At 47.2% G+C, this 24,220-nt stretch carries 24 protein-coding genes; 17 read left to right on the top strand and 7 right to left on the bottom strand.

The genetic code is table 11. The annotated features are described in order from the left end of the window. Nucleotides 1-218: 218 nt before the first annotated feature. The 9 genes from A3848_RS08455 to mobB all read left to right on the top strand — a co-directional run bounded on the left by A3848_RS08455 (nt 219) and on the right by mobB (nt 7,338). A complete protein-coding gene (locus tag A3848_RS08455; RefSeq protein WP_074084508.1) occupies nt 219-1,259 on the top strand; it encodes an NADH:flavin oxidoreductase/NADH oxidase in 1,041 nt (346 codons plus the stop codon). Nucleotides 1,260-1,345: 86 nt separating this feature from the next. Beyond that, nucleotides 1,346-2,050: a dihydroorotate dehydrogenase electron transfer subunit gene (locus tag A3848_RS08450; protein WP_074084507.1), complete on the top strand. Its 705-nt coding sequence runs from the start codon at nt 1,346-1,348 to the stop codon at nt 2,048-2,050. After that, entirely contained in the window at nt 2,043-2,975 is a 933-nt protein-coding gene (locus tag A3848_RS08445; RefSeq protein WP_074084506.1) for a dihydroorotate dehydrogenase, read from the top strand. Before A3848_RS08450 ends, A3848_RS08445 begins: the two co-directional genes overlap by 8 nt. Before the next feature lie 87 nt (nt 2,976-3,062). Next, nucleotides 3,063-3,410: a prenylated flavin chaperone LpdD gene (gene lpdD / locus A3848_RS08440; RefSeq protein ID WP_074084505.1), complete on the top strand. Its 348-nt coding sequence runs from the start codon at nt 3,063-3,065 to the stop codon at nt 3,408-3,410. A 62-nt stretch (nt 3,411-3,472) separates the two neighbouring features. Beyond that, nucleotides 3,473-4,144: a PspA/IM30 family protein gene (locus tag A3848_RS08435; protein ID WP_074084504.1), complete on the top strand. Its 672-nt coding sequence runs from the start codon at nt 3,473-3,475 to the stop codon at nt 4,142-4,144. A gap of 126 nt (nt 4,145-4,270) precedes the next feature. After that, complete coding sequence (locus A3848_RS08430; RefSeq protein ID WP_074084503.1) at nt 4,271-4,681, top strand: DUF350 domain-containing protein; 411 nt, start codon at nt 4,271-4,273, stop codon at nt 4,679-4,681. Nucleotides 4,682-4,737: 56 nt separating this feature from the next. Next, on the top strand, nt 4,738-5,241 hold the full coding sequence (locus tag A3848_RS08425) for a DUF4178 domain-containing protein (protein ID WP_074084502.1): 504 nt from the start codon (nt 4,738-4,740) through the stop codon (nt 5,239-5,241). A 203-nt stretch (nt 5,242-5,444) separates the two neighbouring features. Continuing rightward, nucleotides 5,445-6,746: a molybdopterin molybdotransferase MoeA gene (locus A3848_RS08420; protein WP_074084501.1), complete on the top strand. Its 1,302-nt coding sequence runs from the start codon at nt 5,445-5,447 to the stop codon at nt 6,744-6,746. Between the two features lie 19 nt (nt 6,747-6,765). Further along, nucleotides 6,766-7,338, top strand: coding sequence for a molybdopterin-guanine dinucleotide biosynthesis protein B (gene mobB, locus A3848_RS08415; protein WP_074084500.1), 573 nt, complete (start codon nt 6,766-6,768; stop codon nt 7,336-7,338). A gap of 173 nt (nt 7,339-7,511) precedes the next feature. Here mobB and A3848_RS08410 read toward each other — a convergent pair whose 3' ends face one another. Both A3848_RS08410 and xerS read right to left on the bottom strand, forming a co-directional pair. Beyond that, on the bottom strand, nt 7,512-8,342 hold the full coding sequence (locus A3848_RS08410; RefSeq protein WP_083612019.1) for a pentapeptide repeat-containing protein: 831 nt from the start codon (nt 8,340-8,342) through the stop codon (nt 7,512-7,514). 33 nt (nt 8,343-8,375) lie between these two features. Then, complete coding sequence (gene xerS / locus A3848_RS08405; protein WP_074084499.1) at nt 8,376-9,458, bottom strand: tyrosine recombinase XerS; 1,083 nt, start codon at nt 9,456-9,458, stop codon at nt 8,376-8,378. Nucleotides 9,459-9,639: 181 nt separating this feature from the next. Here xerS and A3848_RS08400 point away from each other — a divergent pair, with 181 nt between their 5' ends. Beyond that, entirely contained in the window at nt 9,640-10,149 is a 510-nt protein-coding gene (locus A3848_RS08400) for a GNAT family N-acetyltransferase (protein ID WP_074084498.1), read from the top strand. 317 nt (nt 10,150-10,466) lie between these two features. Then, nucleotides 10,467-11,282 carry a hypothetical protein gene (locus A3848_RS08395; protein WP_178381937.1) on the top strand — a complete coding sequence of 272 codons (816 nt, stop codon included), beginning with the start codon at nt 10,467-10,469 and terminating at the stop codon, nt 11,280-11,282. A 164-nt stretch (nt 11,283-11,446) separates the two neighbouring features. On the opposite strand, the gene A3848_RS08390 is transcribed toward A3848_RS08395, so the two are convergent. After that, on the bottom strand, nt 11,447-11,845 hold the full coding sequence (locus A3848_RS08390) for a hypothetical protein (RefSeq protein ID WP_256702234.1): 399 nt from the start codon (nt 11,843-11,845) through the stop codon (nt 11,447-11,449). 352 nt (nt 11,846-12,197) lie between these two features. After that, nucleotides 12,198-13,133: a Gfo/Idh/MocA family protein gene (locus A3848_RS08385; RefSeq protein ID WP_074084496.1), complete on the bottom strand. Its 936-nt coding sequence runs from the start codon at nt 13,131-13,133 to the stop codon at nt 12,198-12,200. 120 nt (nt 13,134-13,253) lie between these two features. Between A3848_RS08385 and A3848_RS08380 the strand changes: the two genes are divergently transcribed. After that, the gene (locus A3848_RS08380; protein WP_074084495.1) at nt 13,254-14,210 is read left to right on the top strand and encodes a helix-turn-helix transcriptional regulator; all 957 of its coding nucleotides are present in this window, start codon (nt 13,254-13,256) and stop codon (nt 14,208-14,210) included. A 143-nt stretch (nt 14,211-14,353) separates the two neighbouring features. Here the strand turns inward: A3848_RS08380 and A3848_RS08375 are convergent, their stop codons facing one another. Further along, the gene (locus tag A3848_RS08375; RefSeq protein WP_074084494.1) at nt 14,354-15,592 is read right to left on the bottom strand and encodes an MDR family MFS transporter; all 1,239 of its coding nucleotides are present in this window, start codon (nt 15,590-15,592) and stop codon (nt 14,354-14,356) included. Nucleotides 15,593-15,751: 159 nt separating this feature from the next. On the opposite strand from A3848_RS08375, the gene A3848_RS08370 reads away from it, so the two are divergent. Next, entirely contained in the window at nt 15,752-17,521 is a 1,770-nt protein-coding gene (locus A3848_RS08370; RefSeq protein ID WP_074084493.1) for an ABC transporter substrate-binding protein, read from the top strand. 70 nt (nt 17,522-17,591) lie between these two features. Here the strand turns inward: A3848_RS08370 and A3848_RS32200 are convergent, their stop codons facing one another. Beyond that, a complete protein-coding gene (locus A3848_RS32200; protein ID WP_178381936.1) occupies nt 17,592-17,885 on the bottom strand; it encodes a hypothetical protein in 294 nt (97 codons plus the stop codon). 375 nt (nt 17,886-18,260) lie between these two features. On the opposite strand from A3848_RS32200, the gene A3848_RS08365 reads away from it, so the two are divergent. Both A3848_RS08365 and A3848_RS08360 read left to right on the top strand, forming a co-directional pair. Then, a complete protein-coding gene (locus tag A3848_RS08365) occupies nt 18,261-19,364 on the top strand; it encodes a GerAB/ArcD/ProY family transporter (RefSeq protein WP_074084492.1) in 1,104 nt (367 codons plus the stop codon). A 306-nt stretch (nt 19,365-19,670) separates the two neighbouring features. Further along, nucleotides 19,671-20,891, top strand: coding sequence for an aminotransferase class I/II-fold pyridoxal phosphate-dependent enzyme (locus tag A3848_RS08360; protein WP_074084491.1), 1,221 nt, complete (start codon nt 19,671-19,673; stop codon nt 20,889-20,891). 286 nt (nt 20,892-21,177) lie between these two features. Here A3848_RS08360 and A3848_RS08355 read toward each other — a convergent pair whose 3' ends face one another. After that, entirely contained in the window at nt 21,178-22,128 is a 951-nt protein-coding gene (locus A3848_RS08355) for an alpha/beta hydrolase (RefSeq protein ID WP_074084490.1), read from the bottom strand. A gap of 161 nt (nt 22,129-22,289) precedes the next feature. Between A3848_RS08355 and A3848_RS08350 the strand changes: the two genes are divergently transcribed. Continuing rightward, a complete protein-coding gene (locus A3848_RS08350) occupies nt 22,290-22,820 on the top strand; it encodes an RNA polymerase sigma factor (protein WP_074084489.1) in 531 nt (176 codons plus the stop codon). Nucleotide 22,821: 1 nt separating this feature from the next. Then, entirely contained in the window at nt 22,822-24,207 is a 1,386-nt protein-coding gene (locus A3848_RS08345) for a DUF4179 domain-containing protein (RefSeq protein WP_074084488.1), read from the top strand. Nucleotides 24,208-24,220 lie beyond the last annotated feature (13 nt).

The following is a 24,220-nucleotide window of genomic DNA, read 5'->3' as shown; positions in this document are numbered from 1 at the left end:
ACTTTTACTATATAAATGGAACCTGTACAGAAAAACAATATCGGGATTGGAATCTCCGGGAAATGATTATGCTTGTCTTGTTATTCCCTTCCGCAGACTGAATTATGCTGGATTATCGTGCTTCTGATTAAGATTTATCGGCGCAGAAAATACGTGTATACTAAATTGGAGAATAACCCGAAATTGAATACGTGAACAACGGAAAGGAAGGAATGGAAATGCCGGATTTATTTGCTCCTTATGAGTTAAAGGCTTTGTCCTTAAAAAATCGGATCGTGATGCCCCCAATGTGCCAATACGCTGTAGTCAAGCAGGATGGTACTCCAAATGATTGGCATTTCGTTCATTACGTCAGCCGCGCCATCGGCGGTACCGGGTTCATAATTGTGGAAATGACAGGTATCCATCCGGATGGACGGATTTCAAATCAAGATACAGGAATCTGGAGCGATGAACAAATTGAAGCGTACCGGAGACTGACTGAAGCTGTACATGTTCATGGCGCCAAAATAGCTGTTCAGTTAGGACATGCTGGCCGAAAGGCGCTGGATGCCGATCCTCCCGTTGCACCTTCAGCTATCCCTTTCGACGCCAACTCCAAGACGCCGCAGGCGCTCACAAGAGAAGGAATCGTTGAACTGATTGCAGCCTACCGTGAAGGTGCACGGCGGGCTGTGGATGCAGGATTTGATACCGTTGAGCTTCACGGTGCACACGGTTATCTCATTCACCAGTTTCACTCTCCGCTGACCAATGTCAGAGATGATGAATACGGTGCAGACCCGATGCTATTCGGGGAACAGGTGACCCGGGCAGTACGGGAGGTGCTTCCCGCTGAAATGCCGCTGATTATGCGGGTCTCCGCCAAGGAATACGTAGAAGGCGGTTATGATGAAACCTACGCTCTTGAATTCTGCCGGCGCTACAAGGCTGCTGGAGTGGATATGTTTCATGTGTCCTCAGGCGGTGAAGGACCGATTGGATCAAATGGTGGACCCAATGCGGGGCCGGCCTACCAGGTTGATCTGGCAGAGTACATCCGCAGCGGGCTACAGATCCCTGTAATTGCAGTCGGACGCCTTGAATCCTATGAAGAGGCGCAGTCTATTGTGACTGAGGAAAAAGTAGAGCTTGTAGCTGTAGGCAGGGGGATGTTAAGTGACCCGTATTGGGCGCTTCACGCCGAGGAAGCCCTTGGCGGAGTTGATAAGGCTAATGTGCCTAAGCCATACGAACGCGGAGTTTGGAAGCGGAAATAGACACTTATGAATGTGAACTTTATCACAGATTTTAAGTTCCTTCTAAGGCATGGTTATTAAGATTAAATTTGAAGGAGCTTGATAACTTGGCGACGGTGATTAGTAACGAACGGCTGGCGGATGGAGTGTATCACCTTCGGGTTGAGGGGGATCACGGGGGAACGATGGGGCAATTCTACATGTTGCGGGCATGGGGAGCCTATCCGTTGCTGTCCAGACCGCTTAGCATACATCAAGTAAACGAAGATGGTGTGGATTTTTTGTATCATGTGGTGGGTGAGGGAACGAAGATACTGGCTGGGCTGGAACCCGGAGATTCTGTTGAGCTCGAAGGACCTTTTGGCACCGGATTTCCGGCGGTTGAGGGAAAGGTTGCTCTGGTAGGCGGTGGAATTGGGATCGCGCCTCTGTATTATTGTGCCCAAGAGCTTCCTGGCAGTGATATTTATCTGGGCTTCAGCCGAGAAGCATTTCGTACAGAAGCATTTCGTCCTCTGGCTGCCGAACTGACAGTCAATGTTGGGGGTTTAGTGCTTGATAGCGTAGATTTTACCAGCTATGATCATATTTTTGTCTGCGGACCTCATCCGATGCTCAAAGCTGCTCAGTTGAAAGGCATAGCCGCAGAAACGGCTGGCAAGAGACCTAACGTGTATTTATCTCTGGAGAACCGTATGGCTTGCGGAATTGGCGCCTGTCTCGTATGCAGTGTCTCCTGCCGTGACGGTCAGCGCAAGGCTTGTGCTGACGGACCGGTATTCCTCGCGGATGAGGTGATCTTCAATGATTAATCTGACAGCCAATATAGCAGGTGTCCACTTTAAGAATCCGATCATCATGGCTTCCGGAACTTTCGGGTTTGGCCGTGAATATAGCAAGCTCTATGATGTATCGCTGCTGGGGGGCATCTCCGGCAAAGGTCTTACACTTCATGCCAAGGCCGGTAATCCTGGTGTCCGTGTATTTGAAACGGCTTCGGGCATGCTGAACAGTGTCGGACTTGAGAATCCAGGTGTTGAAGCATTTCTCGCCAAAGAACTTCCTTATTGGGAAACGCTGGATACTGCCCGTTTGGTGAACCTGGGAGGCAACACACTGCATGACTATGTGCTGGGTGCGGAGTTGATTCAGCGTGATGCTGAAGTGCGCAGCGCAGCCGGCAAACCAGCGGTGGATATGATTGAGCTGAATATTTCCTGCCCTAACGTTAAGGAAGGCGGGATCGCATTTGGTGTCAAAACTCCTGCTGCACAGGAGGTAGTCCGTGCCGTGAGAGCCGCAACCAAGCTGCCGCTTGCTGTGAAATTGTCCCCGAACGCTGAGGATATCGCGGGAATGGCTGAAATGTGCCAGGAGGAAGGCGCAGATGCCATTTCACTGATTAATACGATCTCTGGGATGAAGATTGATGTCCGCCGCCGCCGTAGCGTATTCAATAATTTATATGCCGGATTATCCGGGCCTGCGATCAAGCCGGTGGCACTGAGAATGGTGCACCAGGTAGCGAATCGGGTAACCATTCCGGTAATCGGCATGGGCGGAATCACTTCGGCTACAGACATTATCGAATTTATTATGGCCGGGGCAACAGTAATTCAGGTTGGAACGTATAACTTCATGAATTTGCGCGCAGGCAGTACGCTTGTTGAAGAATTGCAGCAGTTTATGATAGAGGAGAGCATTTCGTCTCTGGATGAAATCCGTGGCATCATCTAGATGATTTCAGTATGAAGAATCAAGTCTTCTCTTCCCTGAGATATCTTTATGAGCAATGGTTAATATAATGGAAAAGGGGAGAAACTCATGTCTTCTCCAGAGCTGGACCCAGGCGATATTGAATTGTCTGCCACTGAGGTCGGCCGTGATTTGCTGCTGCTGATTACCGGGGGCGCCCGTCACATCGGCGCAGCCAGTACCGCTTATTTGGATGCGGGTGACGTCAAGGTAACAACATCAGCAGTACCCCATCATAAGGAGCATACGATCACAGAGTCGATTGCAATGCGTGTTGCTGCTGCACTTCATCGGACGGTTACCGTAGTTATGGGCATTCATTACGACCATTTGACCCAGGAAGGCATTGCAAGGGTTGTGGAAATTGTAAACTTTAAAGTCGATCAATATTTATTTGGGCAAAATTTGAAACGATAATGGCACTTCCTGCGTAAAAGATAACAAATGAGCAACTCACTTTTATTTTGGAGGAATGAACCATGTCTATATTTAAAAGATTGCGTGATTTAACAATGTCCAATGTGAATGCGATTATCGACAAAGCGGAAGATCCGGTCAAGATGACGGACCAATACATTCGTGACATGACGGAGGATTTGGAAGATGCAGAAAAAGCTGTAGCGGCCCAAATCGCCATTGAGAAAAAATTCAAGCAGCTCTATGAAGAACAGGAAGCACTCGTGAACAAACGTAATCAGCAGGCTCATGCTGCTGCTCAAGCTGGCAATGCTGACCTGGCACGCCGCGCTCTGGAAGAGAAGAAGGCTGCAGAAGCTAAGCTTGTGGAATACAAGGCGAGTTTTGACCAGAACAAGGCCTCTGCGGATAATCTGCGCGGCAAGCTGGAGGAAATGCGCAAACAGCTTACCCAGATGAAGAACAAACGCGAGACATTGGTTGCACGCTACAATGCAGCTAAGGCCCAAACCGAAATTAATAAAGCCATGAGCGGCTTCAGCTCCGATTCCGCTTCAGCCGGTCTGAAACGCATGGAAGACAAAATGCTGCAGGCGGAAGCCCAGGCAGAAGCCAGCAACGAAATGAGCTCCGGCAACAAATCGCTGGATGATGAATTCGAGAAGCTGGGCAAGGATCAGGCGGTTGAAGATGAATTGGCTGCGCTGATGAAGCAGTACGACAAACAACAATAACATATTGGCATAAGCCGCAAATAAGGCTGGTGTCCACAGGCGAAGGGGAGACAGAAAGAACGTTTCTCCTTCGCCTTCTCTATGCTGCCCGTGAGGGCAGGCAGACTGAACATCGGAGGCTAAACAATGGATTTCCACATTCTGGTGTCCATGGTGGTATGGACGGTGAGCGGCTCAGTACTGTTGAGTGTGCTGATGTACGTGGATTCGCTCTTTACCCGTTATAACGATTTGGAAGAGATCCGGGCAGGAAATATGGCGGTTACCATGCGGTTTGTGCTTAAGCTGCTGGCACAAGGTTATATTCTATCGTCCTCCATTGCCTCTACGAACAGTTTGGGAGATGCACTGGTGGTCTCTATAGTATCCTTTGTTCTGTTATTCTTCTTGGAAAAACTAGTGAGACTGCTTCTGTTCCGCTGGGCGAAGCTCGACCTGGATCATGGTACAATGCTGGGCAAAATAGGCTACGGTGTATTGGCAGGCTCGCTGCATGTGACCGGTGCTTTGATCATAGCGGCCTTTATCAAGGGCTGAGGTCTTAGATATTCAAAATCAAGCGTTGTACAAAACCTTTAAAAGGAATGGTTCATTTGAGTATATGGAAACGTATTGGAAATATCTTCTCCAAACCTGAGGCACCGGCAGTACCCAAGAGCATGTTGAACCTGTCTGCCGGAGATATTTGCGAGGTATCGCTGGTGACCTATGAGGTAACTGGACGTACGCAAACCAGCGGCCGCAATGCTGTGGTTCTGACCCTGCGTGACGGCAGCCGTATTGCCTACCTGCATATTGAAGAACGGGAGCAGCTGCAGTACGCATTATATCAGCCGATTGACGGGCGTCTGGATGATCCTGCCGAGGTCCCGGCAACCTTGGAATTGGACGATTATACGTATTATCTGGAAGAGGAATATGAGGGATATGCGTCAGTGACAGGTCAAACTCCTTATATGAACGGCGGTCAACAGCATGTCTGGCAGTACCAGTCCGATGAATCACGTCTTCTCCGCGTTGAATGGCAGAATGGACGGTTTATGCTATACGAGGGTGAAAAGGTGATCCCCGGAGATGTAAAGGTCATCCGTGCCTGATGTCCAGTACAAGTGTTTCTTCTAATTTCAGCTTTATCATATGGATCATGACAAGATGCCTCCATTTTTTGTGGAGGCATCTGTTTTTTGGGGTAAGACCGTTGAACAAATATCGTATCACCGGTTGTCATGTTAAAATAGGTTAGAATAGTGGCGGCTTTGTTCGGGCAATAAAAATACAGGATAGAAGAGGTTGGGTGTATATGAACAGTAGAGAGGAAGTAACACATTCTAAGTTTCATCGTAAGGCGCTCCAGGTTAAGGAAGCCCAGTCAAGGATCATTGAATATGCGAAGGTGCTTGATACAGAAGAAGTGCCTTTATATCAAAGTCCGGGACGTTATTTGGCTGAACCTGTCTATGCGCCGCATCCGTTCCCGGCCTTTAACCGTTCTGGTATGGACGGCTATGCGCTTATTGCAGCTGATACTGAGGTGATGAATGAAGGGGATCTGTTCTGGCTGGACATTGTGGACAACATTCCATGCGGAGCAGTGCCAGCTGTCGATATACGGCGGGGGACAGCTGCCCGCATAATGACAGGAGCTCAGGTACCGCAGGGAGCGGATACGGTTGTGATGCTTGAAGCTACGGAGAGCAGGGAAGTAGACGGTCTCCTCCAGGTAGGCATCCGCAAGCTGCACAAGGCGGGCCGGAATGTCACTCCGCGTGGCTTTGAGCTGGGGGAAGGAGAGCTTGTGCTTCCTGCAGGAAGCATGATTAAGGCGGGAGATATCGCGGTTCTGGCGGCTTTCGGAATTCCCTTTGTAAAGGTAATCCGCAGACCCAAGGTAGGAATATTTGCAACTGGAACCGAACTGCTGGAAGTGCATGAACCGCTTGTTCCAGGTAAAATACGCAACAGCAATTCGCCAATGCTGGAGGCACTGGTCCGGGAGAGCGGCGGTGATCCGGTAATGCTTGGAGCAATAGTGGATGATATTGAACTGGCACGAAGCAAGGTGCAGATGGCACTTGAGAGCTACGATCTGGTGATTACCACCGGAGGGGTATCGGTCGGGGATTATGACATCATGGGTGATTTGATCCGCGAGAACAGCGGTGACATGTTGTTTAATAAGGTAACCATGCGTCCCGGAAGTGTGACAACGGCTGCTGTGCGTGGAGGTACGCTCTTGCTGGCACTATCAGGTAATCCAGGAGCCTGTTTTGTTGGATTTCATTTATTCGCTCGGCCAGTTATCCTACAAATGCAGGGAGCCGTCCAACCCTTTCTGCCGGAATGGACAGCAGTGCTTGGAGCAGAATATTCTAAAGTGAACAACTATACCCGGTTTGTCCGCTCCAGGCTTGAGATCCATGAGGGCCGCCTTTACGCCTATCCGGTCAGCATAGACGAATCATCGGTCATGGTGACGATCAAGGACAGTGACTGTTTAATTGTGGTTCCGCCGGAAGAACGGGGCCTGTCTGCAGGTGATTCCGTAAAAGTGCTTAAGCTGCCCGGGGAAATTAGGGGCTTGGAGAGCATGGCTGGATCATAAAAGGTGGGAGGCAGCTGAAATGAGGCGGCGTAGACAGCAATCGCAAAAGTGCTTGAAGAATATAAGGAGCAGCCCTGCCGTATGCCAGATTGTCGGATTTAAAAATAGTGGTAAAACGACCCTTATCTGCGGCTTGATCCCGCTCTTGCGGCAGAGAGGCTGTTCTGTTGCGGTAATTAAACATGACGGACATGAATTTGAGATAGATCATGAGGGAACGGATACCTGGAAGCAGCGGCAGGCAGGGGCTTCGGCAGTTGCCATCACAAGCGGGGGACGGACATCAGTCATTCAGGAACGGGGAAGCAGTCTGGATGAACTGATCGAATCCTTTGCGGAGTATGATTTTGTGCTAGTAGAGGGATTTAAGCAGGAACGATATCCCAAAATCGTATTGATCCGTAGTGAAGAAGACCTTAATATACTTAGCGGGACGAGCCATATTATTGCAGCGGCCATGTGGAATTCGATTCAAGATCATCCTTCTCTGCTGCAGAATCCGGGTATTCGTCGATTTGACATTAACGAAAAAGCAGAATTAGCCAGCTTTTTATGGCAGCAACGATCTTATTTTCAAAATTTCAACATATGAAAAATTCATAATAGAAATCCAACAATGCAGCAGTAATCGAACAAGTTACGTCTTATAGAACCCCGTCATAAAGAACAGCGGCCCGGCTCCCCACTAGGAGGAGCACAAGGCCGCTGTTCTGCTCTTACAGACTGCTGGAATAAAGTGTTGAGATGTAGACAGCAGGTTTACAATCAAGCCCAATGCTCAGGACGTGCGAGTACGTCAGGAAGCTTGGTTAATGCATCGCCCTTTGCAGCATTGAGCTGGGATTGGGTCAGGAAGAGGGTATTTGTGAGATCGGCCCCGCAGAGATTCGCGTCTCGGAAATCAACGCCAATCAAATCGGCTCCCCTCAGGTCAGCCCCGCTGAGGTCTGCCGCAATCAGATAAGCTCCACGCAAGCTAACACAGCGCAGATCGGATCTTTTGAGCTTTGCTCCGATCAGGTCGGCACCTCTGCCATAGTTTTTGGGTCGTTTGGGGACATTCTTCAGTTGACGCCTAGCGGCATCACGTGCCAAATCGCTTGTCCGCAGCAGCAACTCGTTAATTTCTGCTCGGTGAGTAGGCACGTCCACCTGCAGCAGTGCCTCGGCAGGCAGTAGAGTCATCCGCGTAGTCTGCTCAAGTACGGCATGGAGCTGGCTGTGGATCGGCCCCGCGGCTGGTAACTCAAGTGCTTGGGTCAGATAGTACATCAACTCATGGAGATGACGCACTACCGGGAAGACCTCGAACATTAGAGCCGCTGATTCCGGAGCCGCTCGCCAGTCCCGGCCGGCAAAGGTGTGATGGGAAACCTTGGGGCCTGCACCGAAGCATTCGTATACCGTACATCCTTTAAATCCTTTGGCTCTCAGGCCGGTATGAATCCCGCAGCGGAAGTCATCCCGAAGATTGGGACAAGGCTGGCCCGCATTTTTGTTAATAGCAAAATCTGTTGATACAGCAAAGGGCAATGCGGCGCAGCAAAGGCCGAAGCACTCTTCACAGTTGGACTGTAAATCCATATGTTGAAACATTTGAGACAATAAACTCCCTCCGTGGATGGGTATTCAGCTCTCCAGACGCCGCTCAATTGCTTCAGACATTGTTTTGTCTGTAAGATGGGCATAGACTTCCGTTGTTTCCGTTGAGGCGTGTCCGAGCTGTTCCTTCGTTTTGTAGATATCATTTTGCAAATAATAGTCCGTGGCAAATGAGTGGCGTAGCTTGTGCACAGTCAAGTACGGCTTACCGAACCGTTTGGCGTATTTGATAATCATCTCCTGGATTGCACGCTTGGTCATCCGTTTGCCTTCATGACTTCCGTTAGGCAGAGCAATGAACAATGCCTTTTCTTTCTTGGGCGTTTTGTAACGGGACTGGCGCAGCGTTAGATAGAGGGAGAGATCATCTTTGGCTTGCTCCCGGAAGTAGACCGGTGTCTTGAACGTTTCATCATTGTGACCCTTACGGTAGACGTACAGCAGCTTGTTATTCACATCCAGATCATCCACATTAAGGTTGACCACTTCTGAGACACGGAGGCCGGAGTTGAGAATAAGGCTGGCGATACAGGCATCGCGTTCACGGTTGAGCTGAAACGAATAATAGGCTTGCTTATTTGCTTCAATATCGCGCCCATACCCTTCATAAATATACCCTACGAACTCCAGCAGTTCTTCGTCCTCCAGAATTTTGCCTTTAAGCTTGGCGGCGGTATCCTTAGGTTTGTGAATACGCTTGATCTCAACCTTGGCCATCACGTTGCGTTTGAGCAAAGGATAGAAGTTCTCGTCCTCAGCGATCTGGCTTAAATAATGGAATAGTGAACGAAGGGCAGACAGCTTACGCGAGACGGTAACTTTGGAATTTGTACCATCTGCACGTGTTGTCAGATGCAGGCGGTAACCGACGATACTGTCCATATGCAACGTCTCCAGATCCAGCAAAGTAATCTCTGCCAGGCTGGCGGCCTGGGTAAGTCCCTCGCCACGAAGCCAGCCGAAGAACGATTCATAGTCGCGGATATACTCCAGCAGGGTAGAGGGTGAGAGATCTGGACGTTTGTAGTCAATGAACTGCTGCACAAACCATGGCATGTGAAGCACTTTTTGGTCGAGATGTGTGCGGTCAGTGTTTTTTTGAATGCTCAAAACTTGTTCACCTGCCTTAAGGGTTCTGGTATTCAGCGGACTAGTCTTTCTGATTTCCTCCTATTTTATCATGTTTCGTGGCTTTTGGCCGGAATTCACAGCTCTTATGAGGGGCCTGCCTTGCTCCTGAAGGGACAAAGTTATAGAATGTGTAATAAAAGTGAATCTCAGAGGTGACCCCATGGAACTTGGAATCGAGCTGGTTCCCAAAGAGCAACGCCAAACCATCAGCAGGCTGATGCAGTTTTATCTATATGACTTTACCCGCTATCTGGAGCTTGAGGTGGACCGTGACGGCATGTTCCCGCCATATCCCGGCCTGGAGGCTTACTGGAATAGCGGTAACAATAAATTCGCCTATTTATTTACGGTGGATGATAAGATTGCCGGCTTCGCCCTAGTGGATAGGCTGCTTCGCAGTTCGGAGGGGCAATTTTACATGACAGAGTTTTTTGTGATGCAAAAATACCGCCGCAGCGGGGTAGGCACATGGGCAGCACACCGGTTGTTCGATATGTTCCCTGGTGACTGGAAGGTATCACAGATTCGCGCCAATACTCCCGCACGCAACTTCTGGCACCGGGTCATCGGTTCCTACACAGGCGGTGAATTCAAAGAACGTTTTAATTCCAGGCAGGGGAATCCCAGTCAATATTTCAGCACGTTAAGTATTAATAGAGTGAATAAATAAAATAACCAAAACAGGATTGAATATACAACTCATTCATTGAGCATAAAGCAGCAAAATAGTTCGATAGAGTGCAACATGTAGAGATTTCCAGCGTCTGGATATTGAGGTGATTGTTCATGTCCAGCATCCAAAAAATCTTCTGGATAGGCTGCATATCTGCTATGGCTACGATAAGTTCAGGCTGTAGCAGTAATTCAAATTCTTATACTCAGGAGTCAAAAGCTAATCCGACACAGGTTAGCTCCACTCCATCTGCAACTGCAACTACTGTGCCTACTGCTGGGGCAACTTCTTTGCCTGCGGCAAAATCAGTCTCATTGATCAAAGACGAAGTGCCTGAATATGACGGAAGCGGAAGGGCCTATACGACTGGAGGAACGGAGCTGAAGGCCGATTATTCCAGTGACCGGAATTTGCCGCTGGCGGTATTTATGCCGGAGAACTTAATCCGTTTTGAGAGGAACGGCAGAACTGCATGGGGGACAAGCGACAAGTCGAACTGGATCTCTTTTCGGAAAATTCAGACAGATGATTCTGCTCCGGCAGGTGCACACAAACCTGAAATAGCCGATGGTGCTGCTGCTCTGCTTCAATATAAGGAATACCAGGGCGGCTATCCCGATGGAAACAGCAGGGTGGATGTATTCAGAATCCGAGCCAAAGAACAAATCTATCAAGCTGAAATCCGAACCACACCAGAGCAGCGGGAAGAGCTCCTGCCCCTGTTCATAGATATCCTGAGAGAAGTGCAATACATGAAGAAACGGACACCGCTGGTTGCCGGAGTTTTTATTCAGGAGCCTAATGTTGGAGGGGGCAAAGAGAACAGACAGATGCTGAATGAGGTCATGATCTGTCTCCAGGCCATAGTTGCACATGATAAAAAAAAGTTTATGAGCACTATGTACTCACCGGAAACCGGAGACTACCTCAGCTTCTTCATCAATACCTCGACATCTTACCGTTTTACAGAGATGACCTATGAGGGTATCCCTGCAGAAGGTACACAGCGGGCAAATTTCGATGTAAGCTTTCAGTATATGACGGATGAAGGCTATCAGGCCGACCAGAGCTATACGATTTCATTGCTGCGCACCAAGCAAGGGGAGTGGAAGGTTGCGAATATCGATTGACGAATGGAATGAAGATTAGGCGTACCGTATTATAACGGTATGCCTTTTTCCTATTTTCATGCAAGTCAAAGCTGATTGGAGCCAATCCTACACAGTAAGATTACATAATAATAAATATGTTAACTATAATTGGGTTGCGTTAATCAGGATTTATCTATAATTCTTTAGGACTCTTCAGGTCTTACTTCTTGTACACCGACTGCTGATACGGGGGTAACCCAAACTTTGTACAGTATGCCTTCACGGGTATAATCATAATTTGTGTACACCAGAAATTGAGGATCAGAAATTGTATTCCGCCAAGTCCATTCATACACAAGAACATGGGCCAGCATCCAATTCGTTGTTATATAGCCATTGTAGAGATATCCAATCTCGTTGTAGGGTCCGCTCATTATCCATTCATGTGCTTCATGAAAGCTGTCTACACTCATAGTTTCGGTATGCCAGATTATATCTTCTGGTTCTTTCCTGTACCGGGAGTGGGGGAGATCAGTCCTATTAGGAACTGGCTTGCCTGTAAATTCCACATAGGTTGCATCTACCTTTTCGTCATCTTTCAAATTAGATTCCTCCCCATCACTATTTACCTTATTATAGCAAAAAGGGGCCGTGAAGTCGGGCGATTTGCTGGAAATAGGGGGAAGTGGATACTTTTGATGATAAAATACAAAATACTTTACATAACATTGAATACGTAAACTATACTCAACGGTAATGTAATCGACAAGCCGAATTATCAAGATTTTGGATAACAAATTCTCTTATTTCATCATATGAATAATTCACAATAGTAAAGCAAACCCGGCAACACCTCCCACCATACATCGCCTAAACACAACAATAGACGATCCAGCAATACTAAAAAACAGAAAAAGGGTGGGGGGGCCTGGTTTCCATATTTGTTCTGTAACCTCAAGATAATTTGTGGGTAATCTCAAAAGCAGTTTCCACAGCAAGCACAGCTTGCTTCAGCGAGATCATCGACGTTGATCCGTCCCGGAAACATTGGAGTGCATAGCACAGGCTTTTCTCATAGGGATTACTCTGTTCCAGTACAAGCTCCTGTTTCCCGGAAACTCCATACTCATACAGTGTGGCATCAATCTTGCCGTCCGGATAATCTATTTCATGAAATTCAAGCTTGGCTTGTTCAAAATAGGCTTCATAGCCAACAGTGAACGGATACGAAGCAGGCATTTGTGAGGTGACTAAGATCTCTGCTGAAACCTCTGGTGTACCTAAAACCGCATGAAGCAGCGCCTGCCCGTCTTGTCCGCTGCTGCTTCCCCAAACTGAGGTGAGCGGAGGGTTATCCAGCAGCCAGCATACCATATCCAGTTCGTGAATCATCAGATGGGTAGCAATTTTGCTTAAACCAAGGTCGCCCCATAACGGTGCAGTTTCTCTTTTCAAGGATATGTGAAGCAGCTTCCCATATTTCCCGCTCTGCACTGCCTCGTACAAATAGGAATACGCATGATCAAATTTGATAAACTGGTTGACCATGATCCGTTTTCCATAGATTTTCTCCGCCTGCAGCATAGCCGCAGCATCTTCGCAGCTCAGACAAACCGGTGTTTCGCAAAACACATGTTTTCCAGCCTTCAGCCCCTCGATAGCATATTTAGTGTGCAGGCCGGAAGGGAGGCAGATATCAATCACATCCAGCGTGGCATCCGATAGGATTTCGTTGATGGAGTTAGTGATTTCAACCCCCAGTTCTTCCTTCAGCTGATTAAGCTTGGTTTCATTCCTACCAAAGATAACAACCCGGTTGATACCTTTCATTTTTACCAGCAGGCTTGCATGATAAGCTCCAAAGCCAGTTCCCAGTATGCCAATATTCATTTACAACAGCTCCTCTCTCTGATACATTCAGCATACACTTATATTGTTGACATCAGAGTGGCAAGAATAGAGCGAGAGCGGAAAATCTTAATCTTTTACTAATGTATTAGGGGGCTGGAAATGAGGCTGCATCGCTTGATTGCAATCCTTTTACTACTGGAATCCAGGGGGAAAATAAAGGCGAAAGAGCTGGCGGAAGCGCTGGAAACCTCCGTTCGTTCGATATACAGGGATATTGATGTTTTGGCAGAATCGGGAATCCCCATGGTGACAACTTCCGGGCCGGGTGGCGGGATTTCCTTGATGGAGGGATACACCGTTAATCTTCAAAAGCTGCACGGGGAAGAGGTAATTAACCTGTACTTGACGGGAATGGGGATTCCTTTTGATGCATGGACTGAATCAGGACTGATGCTTAGGAATGCGCTGCTGAAGCTGGAAAATACGTTGCCAGCTGCCTACCAGGAGGATATCCGCAAGGCCAAAGACCGGTTTTATTACGATAACACTCCATGGTGGGAGGAACGGACTGAGATTCCTTGTCTCGAGCAGCTTCGGTCTGCGGTCTGGAGGTGCAGATGTATTCAGATTCAATACCGTAAGGTAAATGGGGATCTGACTTGCCGTAATGTACAGCCCTATGGACTGATTGTGAAGCAGGGAGATTGGTATTTGGCGGCATACTGCGAGTCAGCAGAAGCTATTCGTACATTCAAGTGCGAGCGGATCACATCAGCCGAAGTTACGGAAGGCAATTACATGATCCCAGAAGATTTCGCTCTGGAGGAATATTGGCTGCGAGGGAGTGAGTCTTTCAAGCAAAGCTGCAAGCAAGAGGAATACTATCCTGTAGTTGTGAAAACCGGAAAGGACCAGCAGCGGCGGATGAAGCAGTACGAAATTGTCGGAGTATTGGAATCGGATGAGCTCATGGAGTACACGCTGAATCTGTATAGTTATGAATCCGCGAGCAGGCAGGTAATGAATCTGCTGAACGAAGCAGAAATCGTCTCTCCCCCGGAAATTAGAAGATATATTCAGGAACAGCTTGTATTCCTGCAGAAGTTGTATTCTTGAAAGAAGTGTTGCAATATTCATAAGGAACATATTATATATTATGTTAACCTATTACAACCCTCTTCCTCATAAACAAGACCCGCTAAGCGCTTTGGCTTACACGGGTCTTGTTTCATGCTGTTCAGGAGAGGTCCTTTGTGGAGTCAAGCACTTTGCGAGCTGATTTTTGCCTCTGTGTGCTCTCTGGCAGTCAGTCTTTTGTGTGCGGTAATGAGGAAAGGAAGCCCCAGTGCTGTACTTAAAGCGAGCGGAACAAATACAGCCGGGCCATTAGTGGCGCCAAATTGATCCAACAGCAGGCCACCGAGAATAGGAGCCATTACGTTACCCAGGTTATTGAAGCCAATCGTGCCGAAATACGTACCTTTCCATTCAGGCTTGGCAATTCGGTCGATCAGCATATCCATCATAGTGAAGAGCAGAACCTCACCGATCGTGAACAATACCACACTGAGCATTAAAAGCGCTACTCCACCGGCAAGCCCGAACAGGAGCAGGCTCAGCGCCACACAAATATTCCCCAGAATTAACGGAATAAGCGGCGGGAATTTGCTTGCTGTGCGGACAATCGGATACTGAACGACCAATACGGTGATTGCGTTAAGTGACAGCATGTAGGAAAAGACCTGACTGCCGTTCGAGAAATGCGTATCGACCGCCAGATACTGGGCCAGCGTAGAGCTGAAATGACCATAACCCAGTACACAAAAGATGGTCCCCAGCAGCACTGGCAAAAATACCCGGTCCCTGCTGGTGACTGCCAGAGCTTCACGCAGCTGTGGAGCGTGTGCTTCTGAGCGGACAGGCAGGCTGGACCGATGGACCGAGAATTGCAAGAACAGCACGATTCCGTAAGCAATATAGACGACTCCAGCGATCACAAACGGGAAGGTGGACTTAGCGGAGCCCAGCTGCAAACCGATAATCGGGCCGAATACAACACCCAGATTAACCGCTGCATACCGCAGATTGAAGACCAGCAGCTTATGAGCCGGAGGGGTGATATCCGAGAGTAGTGCACGTGACGTTGGCTCGAATACGGCACGGCATAGGCCATTCAGCGTATTCACCAGGAAGAAAACCCAGATATGCTGCGCTGATGCGAAGCCGAAGAAGACACAGGCCCAGCCGAATACAGAGACCAGCATGACGATTTTACGCCCAAAGATATCCGATATGTATCCGCCATAGAAGCTGATCAACACACCTGCCAATGAGCTGACGGCCACCGTTATGCCCGTCTGCGAGTGCGAAGCACCGAGAACTTGGGTTAAGTAGATGGATAAGAAAGGAATACTCATCGAGGTCACGAGGCGGCCGAACATCGTGCCGATAATAATGGTCCAGGCCAAGGGATGGATGTGCCGCAAATGCTGTTTCATGTGATTGAGGATCTCCTAATCTTACTGATGAATTTGGGATTGCTTATGAATGCTGCTATGAAATAAAAAACGACTTGTGTATAATTGTAATGATAAAAGGGGGAAATAAAAGTGTAAGATTTATTCGATGTATTTCACCTTTAATGAGGAGCAACGACAATGGATACCAGCACCGCACACTTTATACATTTAGCAAGAACGTTTAACATTCCTTTTCGGATCCATGAGCCTGTTCCTGTAACGATAGACAGCTTGTCCGCCGCCCTGTGCTGTACTCCCCGTAATGTGAAATTTATTTTGCGGAGGCTTGAAGAAAATGCATTTATTCATTGGAAGCCGGGACGCGGGAGAGGCCATACTTCGGAGTTGACTTTTTTGCGGGGAATTGACGAGGCCATTGAGGATAACTTTCAGGAGTTGATGGGAAAAGGAAAGATTAAGGAAGCCATCGAATTGATCGGTGTCACTGAAGCCAATGAAACGCTAAAGGAACGGCTGCTCAGCTCGCTGAATATACAAATGGGCTTTCATAGTGAAGCGGAAACCGCTTCAAGGCAGGATGTCCTGCGTATGATGCGTGGGCGCCGTTTGGAGAAGCTGGACCCGGCTTTTGTGATTACGGCTTTTGAAGCTTATTTGCTAGGGCAAATCTGCAGCACGTTAGTTACCTATGACGCCTCAACCCAGACTTTTCTTCCGGGACTGGCTCACACATGGGAAAGCAGTGAGGATTATAAGATATGGGTATTCTTTCTTCGTAAAAGCGTGCGATTCCATCATGGAAGAGTGATGACTTCGCGGGATGTTAAGGAAACCTTGCAGCGTTTATTCGATCTGAACAGTCCAGCCATCTGGAACTATGAGGACATCGAGCACGTGAGTGTAGAGGGGGATCACTGCATTCGTTTCCATCTTCGTCGTCCGAATCTATTCTTCTTGCATTTGTTTAGTTGCATGCACATGAGCATTCTACCTTATGATGTAGACATCCGTACGGAACTAATCGGGACTGGACCCTACCGTATCAGCGATTTGAATGAAGATGTGCTGGTGCTCAGCGCATTTGAACAATATTACGGGATTCGCCCGCATCTGGATCGGGTGGATATTTGGTTTGTGCCGGATCACGGCCCGAATGAACGTCAATATGAGCTGCCGGGTGCGTACCGGATGAAGCTCCCTTCGGAAGGTTCCGTGACGAACAGCATTAACTACCCGGCTTTGGGCTGCAGGTACATGCTGGTTAATTTCCGTAAAAAGGGAGTCCATCATCAGCTTGCTTTTCGGCAAGCACTGCGAATCCTGTACAACCAAGTGGCACTCGTAAGGGAATTGGGCGGCAACCGCATTACACCAGCAGACAGCTTCCTGCCTTGGAAGAGCGCTCAAAGCGACTGGACAGAGCCTCCATTGGAACAGGCGCGCGAGCTGCTGGCAAGCAGTGGTTATCAAGGCGAGAGTATCCTCCTTGCATATACAGTTCATAAAGACCTGGAAGAAGCAGACTGGCTTAAACGGCGCGGAGCAGAGATCGGGCTGCGTATTGAGCTCCAGTCCTATATCCAATCACATGCCAAAGACGCGCCTAGCTCAGCCGAACTGATTATGGCGGAGGAAATTCTGGAGGATGACTGGCAATGGGGATTAATTAATTATTTTAGGAATAAATCCAATTATTTACACGCCTACCTGGAGCCTGCCCAAAGCTCTTTACTGGACCGGGAACTGGAGGACTTTACACTATTAAACGGAGAGGGACGGGCTGAGCTGCTGGATAAAGTGGAGGGAATCATCCGGGATCACTGCTGGCTTCTATATGGTTCTCATGTTAACAAAAGAGCACAGCTCAATCATAGCCTGCTTGGGTTGCATACCAGCTCATTTGGTTTCCTGGATATCTCCAAGCTGTGGATCAAGCCAGCGCACTAAGGTTCAGATTCTCTTGAATTTGCCTATACTCTGAAAAGAGACTGAATCGAATTCCTGTCCATGAAACGGTCTATGCCCGGTTAAACGTATAGGAAAGCCGTTCTGCTAGCAGCGATACTCCAGTCTCATAAGGAAAAGGAAGTGCCGCAATTACGGCACTTCCTTTTTTTAAGCCGATGGTATTGAATAGAAGGTCCCCAGGGTGGACCTTGTTAAACTGCTTGCTTCCCATCGCATTTTTTACAGACGGTGAGCTTCTCACCGGAAAGGCCTTTACCGAAATACAGAAGCTTGATTCGCGTGCTGCCGCAGAGCGGACATGTTCCTCTGCTCCGGGATGGAGTACGCCATAGTGCTTTGCCACGTTTGTTCTTAGACATACAGATTCCACCTTCACTCTTGATACGCTATCTTATGCCCAGGCAGAAGGTAGCGTTCCACGGGCAATCTTTGGCTGTTGCAAAAAGTAGAGCTTTGGTAAGAATGCTTGAATACAGCTTATTTGTGGTCAGAGATTGAGGAATAAATCATATATGAATGGAAATAATATGTTTTATATGAAAAAAAGGACATTAAGATATAAATCAGACAGTCAAAATAAAATAGTAAATAAATACAAAATGAGCTATTTTTGTTTAACTATTTGTGCTGCTTATTCACCGGCAGAAGTAGAGGCAAGCGTTTGATGTTCCCATCCAATTACGCAGAACCAAAGAAATAAATGGAAGGAGGGGAAGAAATGTTTGTGCGTGCTGATGATAAAATTACAACAAGACAGACATCACTATTCTTGACGAATTCGGTACTAGGGGCGGGGATTCTCACTTTGCCCAGAGATGTGGTGGAATCCGTCAAGACTCCGGACGCATGGATGTCTGTTGTGCTCGGTGGGATTATTGTAATGTTGGTTACTGTGATAATGGTGAAACTGAGCCAACAATTTCCCGGTAAGACCATTTATCAATACTCCAAACGGATCGTAGGGGGGTACCCAGGAGGATTTTTATCTTTGTTATTAATTTTATACTTTCTATTGAGTGCCGGATTTCAAAATCGCGTACTAGGAGAAATAATGATTTTTTTTCTACTTCAAGGAACACCCATTTGGGCAATTATCATTCCCTTCATCTGGATTGGGGCCTATATGGTGTTTGGAGGCATTAATTCCATCGCCAGAGCCTATCAAATTATTTTCCCCATAAGCTTCTTTATCTTGATCTTATGCTATGTCCTTAGTATCAGAATATTTGATGTTAACCATTTGCGTCCTGTACTAAGTGAAGGTCTCATGCCTGTAATCAGGGGACTGAAATCCACAGTACTTGTCTTTACGGGATGTGAAGTGGTGATGGTTATCACAGCCTTCATGCAGCATCCGGAGCATGCGATCAAAGCCATGTTAACGGGAATTGCCATACCTATGATCTTATACATTCTCACTGTGGTTATGGTTATCGGAGGTCTGTCTATAGATTCTGTGATCACGAGTACCTGGCCTACTATAGATTTAGTGCGCAGCCTAGAGATCACTGGATTCTTTTTTGAACGCTTCGAATTCCCGCTATTGGTGATCTGGATGATGCAGATGTTTTGCATCTTTAGCAGTTTTTACTTTAATGCTGCTTTGGGGATCTCGCAGGTGTTCAAGATTAGGCTTGTCCCTGTCATCTTTGGGCTAATGCCGGTGATTTTCATTACCGCCATGATTCCCGTACGAATCAACGATGTATTTGCCGTTGGGGATGTTATTGGAAGGATGGGAATCCTATTGTTTTTTTTGTTGTCTGTGTTGCTTTCAGTGGTGTTGATCATTAGAAAGAAGGTATTGAAGCAGAATGTGTAAACGTCAACCTCTCTTTTTCAAGATTGACCCGTGGCGTTGCAGAGACATAAAAAATATATTAAAGGCAACTATAAACCTATAAAAAAACAGCGTATAACATAAATTATACGCTGTTTTGGATGAGATCGATTTTATTTATGGAATAAGGCACTTGTACGACTCGAATCCATTGAATAAAAAGGAAAAAAGTAATATTTAAGTATATAGCTAACAATTATATGTATTCACCGAGTATCGCTAAAAGTTTCGAAATCATCTTCTTCTGGGTCATGCTATAATGATTCAAAAAACAAGTAGGTGGACTCGTTGACATTTAGCAATTCCAAACGAAGCTGGAGATCAGACAAACTGTCCCGGCTGGGTTCCTCCATTTTTGCAGAAGTGGCAGCATGGAAAGAGGAAGCATCGCAATCCGGACTAGATGTGATCGATCTGGGAATCGGCAGTCCGGACCAGGCACCCGCTCTTCAAATACGTCAGGTTCTGAGTGAAGCTGTACTTAGGGAGAATAGCTACACCTATCCATCATCCAGAGGAAGCGTGACATTCCGGAAACAAGCAGCTGCTTGGATGGAAGCAAGGTTTGGTGTAACGGTAGATCCGGAGGATGAAATCGTGGCGCTCATGGGCTCACAAGATGGATTGGCACATTTGGCGCTTGCCGTCTGTAATCCGGGTGATCTGGCTATCGTGCCTGACCCGGGGTATCCTATTTATTCCGGTTCATTAGCGATAGCAGGAGTAAAAGCCTGGACACTGCCGCTGCTCGAGAAGAACGCCTTCATTCCTGATTTGGACAGCATACCGGATGAGGTATGGCAGGAGGCTGTTTTTATTCTGCTCAGTTTTCCCGGCAATCCGATATCTACAACGGTGGATCTTACATATATGGAGAAATTAATCCAATTAGCCCGTAAATGGAATGTGCTGGTTATACACGACCTGGCGTATTCGGAAATGGGTTTTGACGGGTATAAGCCAGTTAGCATTTTGCAGGTGCCAGGGGCACACGACACTGTTGTTGAATTCCATTCCTTCTCAAAAAGCTTCAACATGGCTGGCTGCCGGATAGGCTTTATGACCGGTAACCGTGAGGCGGTTGGAGCGCTGAGGGAGCTTAAGAGCAATGTAGATTATGGTGTGTTCGACCCCATCCAGGAAGCAGCTGTAGCTGCATTGGAGATGGCGATGAAAGCGGGGGAGAATGAAGGAGTTGCACCGTTGTATGAACGGAGACGGGATGTATTTATAGCGGCATTGGCTCGGCAAGGCTGGGTAGTTCAGAAGCCTAGAGCGACTATGTTCATTTGGGCACAGCTGCCTGATGCCTACAATACTGGACAGGGACAAGGAAGATCACACAGCTTCGCACACGACCTTTTACTGGGAACAGGAGTAGCAGTCATTCCTGGAGCAGCCTTTGGGGAACAAGGGGAGGGATACGTCCGAATTGCACTGGTAGAAGAGGAAGAGCGGCTTGTGGAAGCCACCCGGAGAATAGGGGAGTATTTGCGAATGAACGGCTAGATGCTCCCGAGAAGAGTAAATTAGATAACATAAATAATATTATGTAAACTAAATAATTCACCTGCCGCTGGATCAGCTCAATGAACATGTAAGCAAGAGAACTTCCTTCGGATCATTGAAGGACATGCTGGTCCAAGCGACTGAGTTCTATGCACAGCGCAAATAACGGGTGAAATATAGACAATAGAATATGTAACCTCATGCAAAGAAACAGGCCCGCACCGGAGAATATCCATTGCAGGCCTGTTTGCTGATGTATATTAATGAAGTAAACGCTAAACCTGACCTATTGACGAAGCCAACTGGTAGCCAGCAGGATAGCGCCTTTTTTGGCGTTGGTTTCAGCCAGGGCATTCAGCATCACGAAGTCATGAATTATTCCCTGGAAGCGAACCGCGGTTACGGATACACCGGCTTCCCGCAGTTTATTGGCATAGGCTTCGCCTTCATCGCGGAGGACATCGGCTTCGCCGGTTATGATTAGTGCTTCTGGTAGTCCACTTAGCTGCTCCAGACTGGCACGAAGCGGCGAGGCTGTGATCTGGTCACGCTCTTCCTCGCTGGTTGTATATTGATCCCAGAACCATTTCATCCCGGTCCGCTGCAGGAAGTAGCCTTCAGCAAAGAGATGGTAGGATTCGGTGTCAAAAGAAGCGTCCGTTACCGGATAGAACAAGAGCTGCTTGGAAATCGTCGGGCCGCCCCGCTCCTTGGCCATCAAGGTTATGGCAGCGGTCATATTTCCGCCGACACTATCGCCAGCTACGGTTAATTTACTGGTATCAAGGCCATATTCCGATCCATGATCGGCAATCCATGTCAGTACCGCGTAAATCTCCTCAATGGCTGTAGGATATTTGGCTTCCGGAGAGAGACTGTATTTAGGGAATACGAGGGCTGCTCCAGCACCTGTTGCCAGCTCACGGATCAGCCGGTCATGGGTATGGCTGTTGCCGAAGACCCACCCTGCACCATGGATATACAAAATGACAGGCAGAGTTTCACTTGAAGTGTTCACCGGGCGGATGATACGTATACGAACTTCACCTCCGGGTCCACCAGGCACGGTAAGATCCTGAAGATCTGCTTCCGGTTTGTAAATTTCACTGGACTGCACAGTGTTCACTGTTTCACGTCCTTTTTCAGGTCCCAGGTCAGGCAGAAATGGAGGTTCGGCATTGTCATCGGCAAATTTTCGGGCCGCAGCTTCGAGAATGATTTTATTATCTTTTGGCATGGTCAATCGTCTCCTTCTATCCCATTTTGGGCAGTCTCCTTTCATTCATAACCAAGTTTTCGTGAACTGAAACGGCAGGCAGGTAAAGCAGTTTATTTATATAAAAGCGAACGGTTTGGTATGGTGAAAGCGTATAGTCATTGAATTGAAAGGGGGAGAGTATGAAGAATTATCCTATTTCAGAGGAAAGAGCCAGAGAGATGTTTAAGGAACACTCTTCCTACATCTATGGGGTAGCGCTAATGATCACCAATCATCGGGTGCTGGCAGATGATATAACGCAAGAAACCTTTCTACGCGCCTTTGCCAAATTCAATCTCTATGACGACACTAAAGCATTAAGGCCATGGCTGTACCGGATAACTGTCAATACGGCACGAAACATGCTGCGTAAAAAAAGCAGGAAGCAACTTTTTACCGGAATTCCGGAAGTGGATGCTGAGGATTCTGCAGAATTAATGGCGATACAGAGCGAAAATAAACAATTGCTATGGCTTGCAGTCAGCCGATTGAGCTTAAAACAGCGAGAGGTGGTTACACTTCATTATTATGTAGGTCTGCCCCTGCCGGAAACGGCTTTGGCTTTGAGTGTTCCGCTTGGAACCTGTAAATCACGTCTGCATGCGGCACTGAAAAAGCTAAGGCAGTATTATGAAAAAGAACCAGAGCTTCAGACAATGAAGGAGGGGTGAAATGAAAAATTCTAACCGTCCGGAGCCTGCCGGAAATGAGATTTTGGCTGCTGATTTAAAGCGTGAGGGAAAAGAGCTAAATGAAAAGTACAAGCCATCCTTCGAATTTGAGGAGGTGTGGTTGAAATATGAACAAGCTGGCAATCCCGCAAGGGCCAATCGGAGACCTTTTTCCAGATGGTTGAGATGGGGAGCTGGTATTGCAGTCTCTCTGATCGTAGCTTCAGGTGCTTTAATAGGCATAGGGACAGTCTCTCCAGAAGTGGCAGAAGCTTTACGCAGCATCCCATTTTTCGATTACCTTTATGCCAAAGGGGTAGATACTGATGAATTAAATCGGATAGAAGAGAAAAGTCTAAGTGCATCTGCGAACGCTTCTGTTGTGGATAAAGGGATAAAATTTAATGTGATTAATGTTTATTATGATGGGATTCAAATAGTGTTGAACTATGAAGTGAGTTATCCTGAATCCACTCCCAAATTGACAAATAAAGAAGCTGCCGTTTACTACAATCTTAGTTTTTCAGGTATTCAGCCAGATTCGATCTCCACGCATGATTTCACGATTACCGGTGAGCACACTTTTGTAGGGACGACCCGAATGAGTATTGGAGAAAAGGATATGCCTGCCGAACTGTGGCTCAATATGGCTGTGGATTGTATCGGTACCACAAAGGGAAAGTGGGATGTCTCCATCTATTTAAACAAGAAAAAAAGTGATGAACTGACGAAAATCGTTTATCCTAACGGCTTGGAATTTAACTATAAAAATACCAAGTACTCTGTCGATAAGCTGGTATTCGGACCCGTAACCACTCAAGTGGTGATTGGAAATGTTATGCCCTATTATCAATTTGATTTGGTGATGGAGGATGACATTGGTAACTTATACAAGAACTATGGAGGAAGTGGAGCTACCCAGGATTATTATTATTTTAACTTACCACCGCTAAGTGAGCTAAATCCCAATCCCAAATATGTAACATTAACTTTAACTGAGCATACAGATAATGATGATAGCCTGCAGGCTGATGTTTATAAGCAACTGGATGAAAAGTACCCGATAGTTTTGCAAGGTGACCTTGGCGGTACATTGAGTATCACGGGAATTGAGTATGGCGAGAAAGAGACGGTTGTGTATTATGAAGCGAATAAGGAGCTGAATAGGAAAACCCGGATAGTCCTTGAGGACAAGCAGGGAGCAATGATATTTACCCAAAGTCAACCTGTTCGGACTAATAGAGATAAGCTGACTTTCAAGCTGAGGTTTCCACCAATGGATAAAAATAATGTGGCCGCCGTTGTTGCGCACCCTATTACTATTTCCAATAAAGTTCAGACGTTCAAATTTCAAATTCCCCTGGAGTGGGATATACAATCCAAGTAAAGACTGAAGATAT

The sequence above is a fragment of the Paenibacillus sp. P32E genome (assembly GCF_001909085.1).
GTDB lineage: Bacteria > Bacillota > Bacilli > Paenibacillales > Paenibacillaceae > Paenibacillus_AQ > Paenibacillus_AQ helianthi.
The sequence above is the reverse complement of the archived record's forward strand: the minus strand, read 5'-3'. Positions and strand labels throughout refer to the sequence as shown.

Coding starts and splice junctions, on each gene's coding strand:
- A3848_RS08385 (WP_074084496.1), bottom strand. CDS start 13,133: ATGAATATTGGCATACTGGGAACTGGCTTTGGAGCTTATCATGCAAGC.
- A3848_RS08435 (WP_074084504.1), top strand. CDS start 3,473: ATGTCTATATTTAAAAGATTGCGTGATTTAACAATGTCCAATGTGAAT.
- A3848_RS08445 (WP_074084506.1), top strand. CDS start 2,043: ATGATTAATCTGACAGCCAATATAGCAGGTGTCCACTTTAAGAATCCG.
- lpdD (WP_074084505.1), top strand. CDS start 3,063: ATGTCTTCTCCAGAGCTGGACCCAGGCGATATTGAATTGTCTGCCACT.
- A3848_RS08370 (WP_074084493.1), top strand. CDS start 15,752: ATGGATACCAGCACCGCACACTTTATACATTTAGCAAGAACGTTTAAC.
- mobB (WP_074084500.1), top strand. CDS start 6,766: ATGAGGCGGCGTAGACAGCAATCGCAAAAGTGCTTGAAGAATATAAGG.
- A3848_RS08455 (WP_074084508.1), top strand. CDS start 219: ATGCCGGATTTATTTGCTCCTTATGAGTTAAAGGCTTTGTCCTTAAAA.
- A3848_RS08420 (WP_074084501.1), top strand. CDS start 5,445: ATGAACAGTAGAGAGGAAGTAACACATTCTAAGTTTCATCGTAAGGCG.
- A3848_RS08350 (WP_074084489.1), top strand. CDS start 22,290: ATGAAGAATTATCCTATTTCAGAGGAAAGAGCCAGAGAGATGTTTAAG.
- A3848_RS08355 (WP_074084490.1), bottom strand. CDS start 22,128: ATGCCAAAAGATAATAAAATCATTCTCGAAGCTGCGGCCCGAAAATTT.
- A3848_RS08430 (WP_074084503.1), top strand. CDS start 4,271: ATGGATTTCCACATTCTGGTGTCCATGGTGGTATGGACGGTGAGCGGC.
- A3848_RS08345 (WP_074084488.1), top strand. CDS start 22,822: ATGAAAAATTCTAACCGTCCGGAGCCTGCCGGAAATGAGATTTTGGCT.
- A3848_RS08365 (WP_074084492.1), top strand. CDS start 18,261: ATGTTTGTGCGTGCTGATGATAAAATTACAACAAGACAGACATCACTA.
- A3848_RS08375 (WP_074084494.1), bottom strand. CDS start 15,592: ATGAAACAGCATTTGCGGCACATCCATCCCTTGGCCTGGACCATTATT.
- A3848_RS08410 (WP_083612019.1), bottom strand. CDS start 8,342: ATGTTTCAACATATGGATTTACAGTCCAACTGTGAAGAGTGCTTCGGC.
- A3848_RS08380 (WP_074084495.1), top strand. CDS start 13,254: ATGAGGCTGCATCGCTTGATTGCAATCCTTTTACTACTGGAATCCAGG.
- A3848_RS08400 (WP_074084498.1), top strand. CDS start 9,640: ATGGAACTTGGAATCGAGCTGGTTCCCAAAGAGCAACGCCAAACCATC.